Genomic DNA, 12,176 nt, shown 5'->3' with positions numbered 1-12,176 from the left:
AATTTAGGATTGAAATCTCCAATGCTTTTGATAAATGGTTAGGCGGTAAGAAGCCTGATAGATCTTAGTGCTGTCTGCCAGCGTTTGACGCTTACCAATATTGTACAATTTAATAATATCTCTGGCCGTCTGGATTTGCTACAATAAGTTGACAGGCTTTGCAGTCCGATTATCGCATATACCACTATACGATATGGAAAGGAAACATGTATGAGAAAGACAAAAATTATCTGTACATTGGGACCCGCTGTTGAATCCGAGGAAGTGATGAGGGAACTTGCCCTGAAAGGCATGGATGTGGCAAGGCTGAATTTTTCCCATGGCAATCATGATTATCATCTGAAGCTCATCAATACCCTGAAAAAGGTACGAAAGGACATCAACAAGCCCATAGCGCTCATGCTGGATACAAAAGGGCCCGAAATCAGGCTCGGCTGTTTTGAGCATGGGAAAATTGAGCTCAGGACGAATGACCGGTTTATCCTGACCACTGAACCGTGTACCGGCAATAAGGAGAGAGTTTCTATCACTTACCGGGAACTGCCGAAGTCTGTCAGGAAAGATGACAGAATCCTTCTGGATGACGGACTGATAGAGCTGAAGGTGCTTGAAACAGATGATTGTCAGATCGTATGCAAAGTCATGAACGATGGTGTTGTGGGGGACAAGAAAAGCGTCAACGTACCGGGTGTCCGCCTGAACATGCCCTATTTGAGCGAAGAGGACAAAAGGGATATCCTGTTTGCCATAGAACAGGATTTTGACTATATCGCCGCATCATTCGTCCGGAGGGCCGATGATGTCAATGCTATCAGGACATTGCTTGATGAGCACGGAGGAAATGACATACATATTATCGCAAAGATAGAGAATGGCGAAGGCGTGGAAAACATAGATGAAATCCTGAGCGTCAGTGACGGTGTGATGGTCGCCCGTGGCGATATGGGTGTGGAGATCGACTTCAATGAGCTGCCGAGAATTCAAAAGATGCTTATAAAAAAGGCCATGCTCTATGGCAAGAAATCCATCACCGCAACACAGATGCTGGATTCGATGATATCAAAACCCAGGCCGACACGTGCCGAAATCAGCGATGTGGCAAACGCGATATACGACGGTACCAGCGCCATCATGCTGTCAGGAGAGACTTCCATCGGCAAGTTTCCCATAGAAAGTGTCGTCACCATGGCAAGGATTGCTGAGAGTACCGAATCGGCGATTAACTACAAAAAGCGTTTCAGGCAGATGCAGTTGGAGGAATCCACCACCAATATACCCAATGCCATCAGCCATGCCACCTGTACAACCGCCCATGACCTCAATGCCGCTGCAATCATTACCATCACCAAAACAGGAAGCACCGCGCGGATGATTTCGAAATACCGTCCCTCGTGCCCGATCATAGGGGCAACTCCCGTGGATAAGGTCTATCGTCAGTTGGCCATGTCGTGGGGCGTTATACCCGTGCTGATCGAGGAAAAACCCAATACGGATCTGCTGTTCGAACATGCCGTTGAAAAGGCCGTTGAAACAGGCCTTGTGAAGAACGGTGATCTTGTAGTCCTGACCGGGGGTTTCCCCATAGGCATTCCGGGCATGACCAATCTGATGAAGGTGGATGTTATAGGAAATATCCTGGTGCGCGGCCTGGGAATCAACAGGCGAGCCGTCACAGGGATGCTTTGTGTATGCAAAACCGAAGAGGAAGCACTAAAAAACTTTAATGCCGACGATATCCTGGTCATTCCCGAGACTTCCAATAATCTGATGAGCATTCTGAAAAAGGCGAAAGGCATCATTACGGAAAGGGGCGATCTTTCGTCCCATGCGGCAACCGTAGGACTAAGCCTCGACATTCCGGTTGTATGCGGCGTAAAAAATGCCACGGATTTACTGAAGGATGGCACTGTCGTTACCCTTGATGCCACAACCGGTATCGTGTATGCGGGAAGAAGCCAGATAGACAGTATCAGGACACAGAATAGCGGAGAATAGCAAAAAGACAGGGGATAAAACTTCCCCTGTCTTTTTCATAGTGTATCAGTATTTCAAGCCATAACCCACGTCAAACCTGCTATTCCCGGTTCCGATATCCTCCACGGACTTGTACCATGGCATGGGCAGGGTCCCGGTGAAAGGCACCTTACCGGTCAGAACATTTGCAACGCCATCGGCCTCGCTTCCCGGGAGATAGCACATGACCACCGCATCCCAGTCATCGAAATATTCTTCGATGATCAGGTTGCGACCGGCAACAATCAGCGTAACTGTCGGCTTGCCAAGGGATTTGGCCAGATCGATGGCTTCCTTGTTGCCCGTTAGGCCAAGGGATCCGGTGAGGCTCAGATCCGCCGTATCGCCAAACCACTCGGCATAGGGCTTCTCACCTACGCAAAGGATGGTCAGATCGGCTTCGGAAGCTTGAGCCTGGTCGGTTATAATGGTGAGATTGTATTTATTTGCAATTTGCTGAAGGCCTTCAAGGATGGTGGTGGCATTATGTACATATTTGGTGCCCTTTTCGCTGTCTGTGCCACCCAGCCACTCAATGGTCCAGCCGCCGCATTGGACACCGGTATCGTTCATGGCAGGACCGATGACAAAGATCTTGCTTCCGGGTTTCAGGGGGAGGATACTGTTGTCATTCTTGAGCAGCACAAGGCTTTTTTCAACCAGCTGGCGGGCTATGTCCCGGGCTTCGTCCGAGCCTGCGGCGGGATAGGTGGTCTCAAGTCTTTCCTGCATCGGGTCGTCGAACAGGCCAAGCTCCATCTTGACGCGGATGATCCGGGTTACCGCATCGTCGATGCGTTCCTGACTGATGAGGCCTTCGTTCACTGCTTCAATGATGTATTTATAGCATTCCGAATAGGCATCGGGCTCCATGAGCATGTCAATGCCCGAGTTGATGGCTGTAATGACCTGATTTTTAAGGCCTTGCACCGAGATGTTATGAATGGAAGCCCAGTCGCTGACCACAAAACCGTCGAAGCCCATTTCACCCTTCAGTACATCGTTTATGTAATAGGCGTTCTCATGCATTTTCACGCCGTTGACGCTGCTGTGGGAGATCATGATGGTTTTGACGCCTGAATCGATGAGTTTTTTATAAACGGCCAGCAGTGCATCGATTTCCGATTGGGTAAGAGAAGCATCCCCTCTGTCCACAAGAAAGTCACCCTCACCCGTGCCATAACCGATGTTGCCGTCGGCAAAGAAATGCTTGGCACAGGGAAGGATACCGCCGTCAATCAATCCCCTGGCATAGGCAACGCCCAATTGGGATACCAGTTCCGGCTTCGAGGAATAACTCTCGTAGGTTCTTCCCCAGCGGGGTTCGGTGGCTACTGCCACACAGGGAGCAAAGTTCCAGAGCATCCCGGTATGCTTCAGCTCATCGGCAACAATGAGCCCCATCTTATAGGTCAATTCTTCATCGTTGGCTGCGCCGATTCCGATATTATGAGGGAATATGACTGAGTCGAGACAAAAATTGACACCATGCACCGCGTCCGTTCCGTAGATGAACGGAATGCCGCCTGGTGACACCAGTGCCGCTTCCTGATAGGAGCGAACGGTTCTTTTCCATCCGGCTGCCGTCATGTCCATGGTCTGATATTGGGATAAGATGGAGCCATAACCGTACTTCCTCATTGCTGCCGGAGTGGCTCGATATATGGCCGGCTGGAGCATCTGTGCCGCCTTCTGCTCCAGGGTCATGGATGCCACGATTTCCTCAGGGGTAGCATCAGCACTGTGTTTTAACACAGTCTGGGGCTGGGATGGCTCCCCAGGAACGGCGGAAACATTGGGTTCAGGGGGCTGGCTGTTAGGTGTCTGCGGGTTTTCCTGACCGCATCCCGCCAATAAAGAGATCAGCATCAGACAGGAAAGAATAGCCATTAATCTCTTCCGCACGTTGGTTCACTCCTATTCATGGATAATAGGATAAATATACCACCTGAACTATTATTATTCAAGCGACATACTGTGTCAGAGAACCAAAATTCGGAAAGCGCCTGAATGTCAATAAATGTAGCTTGTCTTTATGGGATACTTTTGGTAAATTGTTTATATCCGTAGTCACTCGGTGACGATGATTGAAAAGGGTTATGCAGGGCCGGATTTTGCATCATTTTGGATGCCTGCGCTTTTGGTCCCATCATACCCTATTTTTTGTGAACGAAGAGGTTTGATGTATGAAAAAGATTCTGGTTGTTTTCTGTATCCTGTTGTTCGCGATAACGGCAGTTTCATGCGGGTCCGGCGAAGTGCCTGCTCAAAACGGCGCGTCGGAAAGCCCGCTGCCTGAAGCCACGCCCGCGGAACCTTCCGCTTCAACACCGGAGGCTACAGAAACACCTGAACCTGCACCCACATCCACTCCCACACCAACCCCCACACCGGAGCCCAGCGAAACACCCGCACCGACACCGGTAAGCCCGAATCCGAATGTTTCGGTCCTTGAGGGGAAGGCCGCCAAGGCTCCCATTGAGGTCCGGGCTTTATACCTGACCGGTAATTCGGCCGGATTAAAGATTGATTATTTCATCGATTTAGTGAACAAAACCGAGCTGAATGCCCTGGTGATCGATATCAAGGAAGACGGTGTGGTCAATTATCCGTCAAACGTTCCCCTGGTGAAGGAGCTTGGGCTTTACACCAACAAGTATGATCCGGTCGAGATTCTGAAGAAATGTCATGACAACGGCATTTATGTCATAGGAAGAATTGTCTGCTTCCGCGACAACAAGCTGGCCCAAGCCAGACCGGAATGGGGGATCAAAACTCCCAAGGGTTCGTTGTGGCTTGAGAACGGCAACAAGAATGGTGCTTGGACCGACCCGTCCGTACCCGAGGTGCAGCAATTGAACATCGATATTGCAAAAGAGGCTGTCCAGCTTGGCTTTGACGAAATCCAGTTTGATTACGTGCGTTTCCCCACAGGAAAGGCATCGGCCTTTGCCTACAGACCGGACATGCCTCCGAAGGCTGAGATCATTGCCAATTTCCTGTACAAGGCCTCAAAGGAGATCAAGGAAGTGGCCAATGTCCCCGTTTCGGCTGATGTCTTTGGGATCATCGGCGAGAGCGGTCCCGACGGTGAGGCCATCGGTCAGGTGCTGGAGCTGGTCGGCCTGAATGTGGACTATATCAGCCCGATGATTTATCCATCCCATTATGCCAACAATTCAAAGGGTACCATGGGTAACGGTGTTGGACAGAAAATCAACGGTATTCTCTTTACCCATCCGGACCTGAAGCCCTATGACGTGGTCTATAATGCCCTGGTAAAAATCAGGTCCAAAATCTCGGAATATGATTATTACCGGGCTGATGTAAGACCTTATATCCAAGGCTTTACGGCAAGCTACCTGCCGCAGGGGTATTACCAGGAGTACGGTGTTGAGGAATACAAGCAGCAGATCAAGGCGGTTTACGATGCCGGATACCGGGAATGGATCTTCTGGAACAGCTCCAACAAGTATGTGGAGGATGCTTTTGAAAAAAACCCGTGAGACGGCCGCTGCAAACAGAAAATGAAGGTGAATCCATGGACAGGGTCTTTATTGAGTTGTGTGAAAACTATCGTATAGACCGGGTTACCAGCGCGCTTGAAAAAATATTTGAGGGTATGGGCGGCATTGGGTCCATTGTCAAGCCCGGTATGCGCGTGGCCATAAAACCGAATCTGCTCATGCCGAAAAAGCCCGATGATGCGGCTACCACGCACCCTGCCGTGGTCCAGGCCATCGCCGGGCTGGTGCAGAAGGCGGGCGGTCTGGTCAGCATTGTGGAGAGCCCGGGCGGTCCCTATAACGTCTCATCCCTGAAGCGTATCTATACCGCGACGGGAATGGAAGAGGCCGCCGACGAGACCGGTGCCCAACTGAATTTCGATTTGAGGGTTGAGAGGATTGACAATCCGGACGCGTTGATTGTCAAATCGCTGAAGATCCTGAAACCTCTTCGGGATGCGGACCTGATCATTAACGTGGCCAAACTCAAAACCCATCGCCTGATGGTGTACACAGGTGCTGTCAAGAACATGTTCGGCGCCATACCCGGCCTGGAAAAGGCCGATTACCACCTGAGGCTGGACCAGTATGACAAGTTTGCGGACTGCCTGATAGATATTTACCTGGCTACCAGGCCGCAGATCAATATTATTGACAGCATCATCGGCATGGAGGGTGAGGGTCCGAGCTCAGGTGTCCCCAAGTACCTGGGCGTACTGATCGGTTCGAAAAACGGATTTGCGGCTGATCTGGCCGCTTTGAGCCTGATAAACGTGGATTACCGGCAGGTGCCCGTGTTGAAGCGGGCGGAGGAAAGGAAGCTTATCCAGCCTGAACAGGTCATATTCGAGGGTGTGGATATTGCAACCGTACGGTGCGAGGATTTTGATGTACCTGCCCTTGTATCCCCTTCAGGTATGCGCCTGAGTGGAAGGCTCCTTTCGGCCGTTGAGAAAATATTCAGACCCAAGCCGGAAATCCGGCATGAAAAGTGCATCTCCTGTGGAAAATGCGCGGAGGTTTGTCCTCCCAAAACCATCCGTAAGGGCGATGACAAGAAAATGATCATTGATTACAGTAAATGCATCAGCTGTTTCTGTTGCCATGAATTCTGTCCGGAAAAGGCCGTGCGCATAAGGAAGAACATTGCCAGAAGGATTCTGGAATATCGGCGGACATCAGGCGGAGAAGGCTAGGGCTTCCATTTGCGAGCAGGTTCTGGTAGAATCAATATGTGTTTTTATGCATGCCAGTGTACTATAAAAATCTGCTGTCATGATCAAACCTTCATAGGAGTAGGCCAGATGAATGTCGAATACATCAATCCGTTTATTGAGGCAAGCCAGTCGGTCCTGACGATGATGACCGGGAACAAGCCCGCGTTAGGAAAAGTATATTTGAAAAAAGTGCCGTTTCAGAGCGATGATATTGCTGTTATCGTAGGTTTGACCGGAAGAATTCGGGGACAGGTGGTCATATCCCTGAGCACCAGCACAGCGCTGATGGTGGCATCCGCCATGATGGGCGGGGTTGCTCTTGCTGAACTGGATGAGATTTCAAAAAGCGCTATCTCCGAGCTTGGGAATATGATTATGGGGAATACTGCGACCATTCTGGCCAGCCGGGGAATAGGCATAGAGATCACGCCGCCATCCCTTCTTGTCGGGCAGAATATGGTGATTACACCGGCCCATATGCGGACCATCTGTGTTCCGCTGATGCTGGAAGGCGAGAAATCCATTGAAATCAATGTATCGTTGGAAGAGTGAAGATGGCCTGGCCATCTTTTTCTGCAAACGGCACCAATCGAGGTAATGCGCTGTGGCAGTAAATATTGTTCTTCATGAACCTGAAATACCTCAGAATACCGGAAACATAGCCCGTTCATGCGCGGCGACCGGGGCCGCGCTTCACCTCATTGGCCCGCTGGGTTTTTCCATAGAGGACAAGTATCTGAAACGTGCCGGACTGGATTATTGGGATAAGGTGAGACTGTATTATTACAACAGTTTGGATGAATTCTTCGGCAAGCACCAGGGGAAACCCATTTTCTACTCGTCCACAAAGGCATCAAAAACCTATGACCAGGTTCAATATCCTGCGGACTGCTTCATCATGTTCGGGAAGGAAACCCAAGGCCTTCCCGAGGATCTGCTCCGAGAGAACTACGAGCGGTGCATCAGGATACCCATGCGGGAAGGCATTCGCTCCCTCAATCTGTCCAACTCGGTGGCCATTGTCCTGTATGAAGCGCTTCGGCAGATGGGGTTTCCCGGCCTGCAAAGACACGGACAACTGAATCGGCCGGAATGAATGGAGCAAAGCATTGCAGCACAATAAGCACCATAATATACTGAAAAACGCTTCGGGAGGATGATAAGATGTCCAAGTTCAGGATTGGTCTGTTAACCGGAGGCGGGGACTGCCCCGGGTTGAATTCAGTCATACGGGCAGTAGTCAAGACAGCCATCAACAACTACGGCTATGAGGTTATCGGCTTCAAGGATGGCTATTTGGGGTTGGTATACAACCGTTTCATGAAGCTTGGGCTCTCAGATGTGTCGGGCCTGCTGGACAGAGGCGGAACCATACTGGGAACTACCAACAATTTCGATCCCTTCAGGGTCCTTGTGGACCATGACGGGGAAAAACAGTACAGGGATTTGAGTGACAGGGTTGCGGATACCTTGAGAATGCACGATATCCAGTGCCTGATCGTTATTGGCGGCACCAACACCATCAATATTGCCCACAGGCTCATTAAGGAAAAGGGAATCCGCATTGTGGCCATCCCCAAGACCATTGATAACGACGTGCCGGAGACCGATGTGACCATCGGTTTCATGACCAGTGTGAATACGGCCACGCAGGCATTGGACAAACTGCATTCAACAGCAGAATCCCATCACCGGGTCATGATCCTGGAGGTCATGGGAGCCGCCTCGGGATGGGTATCCCTTGAAGCAGGGATTGCCGGTGGCGCTGACATCATCCTGATTCCCGAGATCCCCTACGATACCAGGAAGGTGGCCAGGCGCATCCTGGAGCGCAAGAACCAGGGGAAAGGCTTCAGCATCATCGTGGTGTCGGAAGGCAGCAGACCCCTTGGTGATAACCTTTCCCAGGATCCCCTTGCAGATGATGACGTACAGCCTTTCAACGGCTCAGGCAGCCGTTTGGCGGCCGAACTTGAAAAATTGACCCGCCTGGAAGTGAAAGTTACCGTTTTGGGCTATCTCCAGCGGGGAGGTGAGCCTTCGCCCTATGACCGCATCCTGAGCACGCGGCTGGGAGTTTCGGCTGTAAACCTGATTGCTGAAGGGCAGTATAACATGATGGCAGCCATCCGAAACGACCAGCATTGTCCGGTTCAAATCGCCGATGTGGCCGGAAAGGTCAAAACGGTTCCTCTGGACGGGGAACTGGTGAAGATAGCCAGGAGCATCGGCGTCAGCTTCGGCGACTGAACCAACCGCTTCCTGGCAGACATTTTAGAAAGCAGATGGATTATGAGTGATTTCAGAGAAATAACCCTGGAGGATCAGGGCCTGATAGCGCCCATCCTGAAACGCATGCGGCCCATATCCTCCGAATATACCTTTCCATACCTGTATGCATGGCGGCGGGATTACAACCTGCGATTCGGCATATTCGGAAACCATCTCTGCCTTGTGTGCAATCCGAGAACGGCTTTCCCATTTGCCTTCTGCCCCATCCCTGTGGACGGGCAGCGTGACAGCGATGGTTTTAAAAAGGCCCTTGAAGCTATTGAAAGCCATTTCAGGGAGCAGCATTTCGATCTGGCCTTCGGCCGGGTGGAGGAGGACAAGGTCCCCCTTCTGACTGAATTTTACCAGACCCGTGCCGAGGTGGTTCATCTCCCGGAGGCTTCGGATTACGTCTATGCGTCCAGCGATCTGGCACAGCTTGCCGGCAAGAAATACAGCCGGAAAAGAAACCATATCAGCCAGTTCCTGCGCGGCTATCCGGATCATGAATATGTGCCCGTCGGCCCCGAAAACATTGAGGAATGCAAGCGGGTGTTCGAAGAATGGTGCGCGAAGCATGAGGAATGCCAGCATCCCGATAACTGCGAACGGCTGGCCTGCAATGATTTCCTGGATAACTGGGACAGGTTTGACCTCAAGGGCGGGCTTGTCCGGGTAAATGGGAAGGCAGAAGCCTTTACCGTTGGCGAAAGGCTGAGCGACGAGGTGGCCGCCGTGAGGGTTGAAAAAGGCAATGCCGAGATTCACGGCATTTATACGTTCATCAACCGGGAGTTCTGCGCAAGGGAATGGACAGACTGCCAATATGTGAACAGGGAGGAAGACCTGGGCAAAGAGGGGCTCAGGAAAGCCAAGGAGTCCTATTATCCTGTTTTAATGGTGAACAAATACCTGGTGCGATGCCGTACCTGAGCACGGCCATTTTGGGCGGTAAAGATTGAACAATGAGGACGGCCGGCATCCGGCATACTTTGGCGGATTCGACATTGACAAAGCAATGTGTGTTTTTATAGTATTATCTTGTATCATAACCAATTAAGGGTTGGCGTTCCAGCCCGTTTTATCATTTTTTGCAAGGTATCGGCTGATTCGTTCATGTTTTGGAGCCGGCATTTCTATGACCGGTCTCATCCTGAAACAGAACGACCCAAATAGATCAAACCAATCGCCAAAGGAAGGATAACGCCATGTCAAAAAAGCCAAAGGTAGCCATTGTGATGGGCAGTGACTCGGATTTTCCCGTTTTGGAAGGATGTCTGAACATTCTGAAGGAATTTGGCGTGGAAACGTCGGTGACGGTTTGCTCGGCCCACCGTACGCCTGACCGGGCTGCTGAACTTGCCAGAAACGCCGAAAGCGAAGGATATGACGTAATCATCGCCGCGGCAGGCAAGGCGGCTCATCTTCCCGGTGTACTGGCCGCTTACACCGTTCTGCCCGTTATAGGCATTCCCATTAAATCTTCCACGTTGGACGGACTGGATGCGCTCCTGTCCATCGTCCAGATGCCGGCAGGCGTCCCGGTGGCCACGGTGGCCATTAACGGAAGCGAGAATGCCGCGCTTCTTGCCGTCCAGATCATGAGCGGCGCTTACCCCGAGCTGCGTGACAGGATGCACGCCTATAAGAAAAAAATGGCCGAAGCCGTTGACAGGAAAAACGAGCAGCTCCAGGCCCGATTGAGAGGTGCCGCGCAATGATGGAGAACCGGATTTCGTTCTTTGAATGTCCTGAGTGTGAAGACAAGCCCCGGGAGGCTTGCGGTGTTTTCGGGGTCTTCAACAACAATGGCTTTGACGTAGCAAGACTGGTCTATTTCGGCCTCTACGCCCTGCAGCACCGGGGACAGGAAAGCTGCGGCATTGCCGTGACCAATCAGAACGGCATAACAGGGTATAAGGGACTGGGACTCATATCCGAGGTCTTCAATGACAAGATACTGGACAGGCTGGACGGAACCATTGCCATTGGACATTGCCGCTATTCCACCACCGGCGGTACCTCCATCGAGAACAGCCAGCCCCTCATGGCCAATTACAAGGATGGCCGCATGGCCATAGCTCATAACGGCAATCTGGTGAATGCCGAGAAAATCAGAAGGAAACTTGAAGAATCAGGCGCTATTTTTCAGACCTCAACCGACTCGGAGGTCATTGCCAACCTGATATCCCGTTATGGCATTCAAACAGGTGATCTTGAAGAGATACTCGTCAAGACCATGCAACAGTTGGAAGGTTCATACGCCGTTGTCCTGATGACCCAGAAGCGCCTTATCGGCATGCGCGATCCCTGGGGCATGAGGCCGCTGTGCATCGGAAAGCTTGACGATTCTTTTATTCTGGCATCCGAAACCTGTGCCCTTGATGCGGTGGGGGCCGAGTTTGTCCGGGATGTTGAACCTGGCGAAATCGTTTTCATCCAGGGAAGAGAGATTCGTTCCATCCGAGGAGCGGCAGCCGAAAAGCCTCGTCACTTCTGCATTTTTGAACATATCTACTTCGCTCGTCCCGACAGCTTTATCGACGGTGCTTCGGTTTATAAAGCCCGCCTGGAAGCCGGCCGGAGGCTGGCCATTGAGCATCCTGCCGAAGCCGACCTGGTGGTAGGCGTGCCCGACTCGGGCCTGACTGCCGCCATCGGTTTTTCGCGGCAATCCGGTATCCCCTATGGTGAGGCGCTGATCAAGAACCGGTATGTGGGAAGGACCTTCATCCAGCCCCAGCAGAAAATGAGGGAGCAGAGCGTTGACATCAAGCTGAACGTGCTCAAGGAGGAGATCGCGGGCAAGCGCATCGTGCTGATCGACGATTCCATCGTGCGCGGTACAACCACCAGAAAGCTTGTCCAGATGTTGAAAAAGGCGGGAGCCAAAGAGGTGCACATGCGGATCAGCTCGCCGCCGGTCAAGTTCCCCTGCTATTTCGGTATCGATATCTCATCCACCAAACAGCTCATCGCGGCAAGGATGAGCATCGATGAAATCCGGGAAAGTCTGGGTGCCGACAGCCTGGGATTCCTGAGCGTGGAAGGGCTGATCAAAACACCGGTGGGTGCTCCCAATGGTTTTTGCACCGGATGTTTTACCGGCGAGTATCCCATCACACCGGACATGGCCGAAAGCGCCACGGGATGCGATTAACCATATCAA

10 protein-coding genes are annotated in these 12,176 nt (G+C 51.6%); 9 read left to right on the top strand and 1 reads right to left on the bottom strand.

What is annotated here, in order from left to right:
* Positions 1-210 precede the first annotated feature (210 nt).
* A complete protein-coding gene (gene pyk, locus F3H12_RS01340; protein WP_149677537.1) occupies positions 211-1,995 on the top strand; it encodes a pyruvate kinase in 1,785 nt (594 codons plus the stop codon).
* Between the two features lie 45 nt (positions 1,996-2,040).
* Here the strand turns inward: pyk and F3H12_RS01335 are convergent, their stop codons facing one another.
* Positions 2,041-3,918 carry a glycoside hydrolase family 3 protein gene (locus F3H12_RS01335; RefSeq protein WP_149677536.1) on the bottom strand — a complete coding sequence of 626 codons (1,878 nt, stop codon included), beginning with the start codon at positions 3,916-3,918 and terminating at the stop codon, positions 2,041-2,043.
* Between the two features lie 281 nt (positions 3,919-4,199).
* Here F3H12_RS01335 and F3H12_RS01330 point away from each other — a divergent pair, with 281 nt between their 5' ends.
* The 8 genes from F3H12_RS01330 to purF all read left to right on the top strand — a co-directional run bounded on the left by F3H12_RS01330 (position 4,200) and on the right by purF (position 12,167).
* On the top strand, positions 4,200-5,519 hold the full coding sequence (locus F3H12_RS01330) for a putative glycoside hydrolase (protein WP_149677535.1): 1,320 nt from the start codon (positions 4,200-4,202) through the stop codon (positions 5,517-5,519).
* 35 nt (positions 5,520-5,554) lie between these two features.
* On the top strand, positions 5,555-6,715 hold the full coding sequence (locus F3H12_RS01325; protein WP_149677534.1) for a DUF362 domain-containing protein: 1,161 nt from the start codon (positions 5,555-5,557) through the stop codon (positions 6,713-6,715).
* A gap of 108 nt (positions 6,716-6,823) precedes the next feature.
* Complete coding sequence (locus tag F3H12_RS01320) at positions 6,824-7,288, top strand: chemotaxis protein CheX (RefSeq protein WP_149677533.1); 465 nt, start codon at positions 6,824-6,826, stop codon at positions 7,286-7,288.
* A 52-nt stretch (positions 7,289-7,340) separates the two neighbouring features.
* Entirely contained in the window at positions 7,341-7,832 is a 492-nt protein-coding gene (gene trmL / locus F3H12_RS01315) for a tRNA (uridine(34)/cytosine(34)/5-carboxymethylaminomethyluridine(34)-2'-O)-methyltransferase TrmL (protein ID WP_149677532.1), read from the top strand.
* 68 nt (positions 7,833-7,900) lie between these two features.
* Positions 7,901-8,986, top strand: coding sequence for a 6-phosphofructokinase (locus F3H12_RS01310; RefSeq protein ID WP_149677531.1), 1,086 nt, complete (start codon positions 7,901-7,903; stop codon positions 8,984-8,986).
* A 42-nt stretch (positions 8,987-9,028) separates the two neighbouring features.
* Complete coding sequence (locus F3H12_RS01305; protein ID WP_149677530.1) at positions 9,029-9,940, top strand: DUF2156 domain-containing protein; 912 nt, start codon at positions 9,029-9,031, stop codon at positions 9,938-9,940.
* A 275-nt stretch (positions 9,941-10,215) separates the two neighbouring features.
* Positions 10,216-10,728, top strand: a complete 513-nt coding sequence (gene purE / locus F3H12_RS01300; protein WP_149677529.1) for a 5-(carboxyamino)imidazole ribonucleotide mutase — start codon at positions 10,216-10,218, stop codon at positions 10,726-10,728.
* Positions 10,725-12,167: an amidophosphoribosyltransferase gene (purF, locus tag F3H12_RS01295; protein WP_149677528.1), complete on the top strand. Its 1,443-nt coding sequence runs from the start codon at positions 10,725-10,727 to the stop codon at positions 12,165-12,167. Before purE ends, purF begins: the two co-directional genes overlap by 4 nt.
* The last annotated feature ends 9 nt before the right edge of the window (positions 12,168-12,176 follow it).

It is taken from the genome of Thermoclostridium caenicola (assembly GCF_900142095.1).
Classification (GTDB): domain Bacteria; phylum Bacillota; class Clostridia; order DSM-8532; family DSM-8532; genus Thermoclostridium_A; species Thermoclostridium_A caenicola.
Note: the sequence above shows the minus strand (reverse complement) of the source record. Positions and strands in the feature narration are given on the sequence as shown.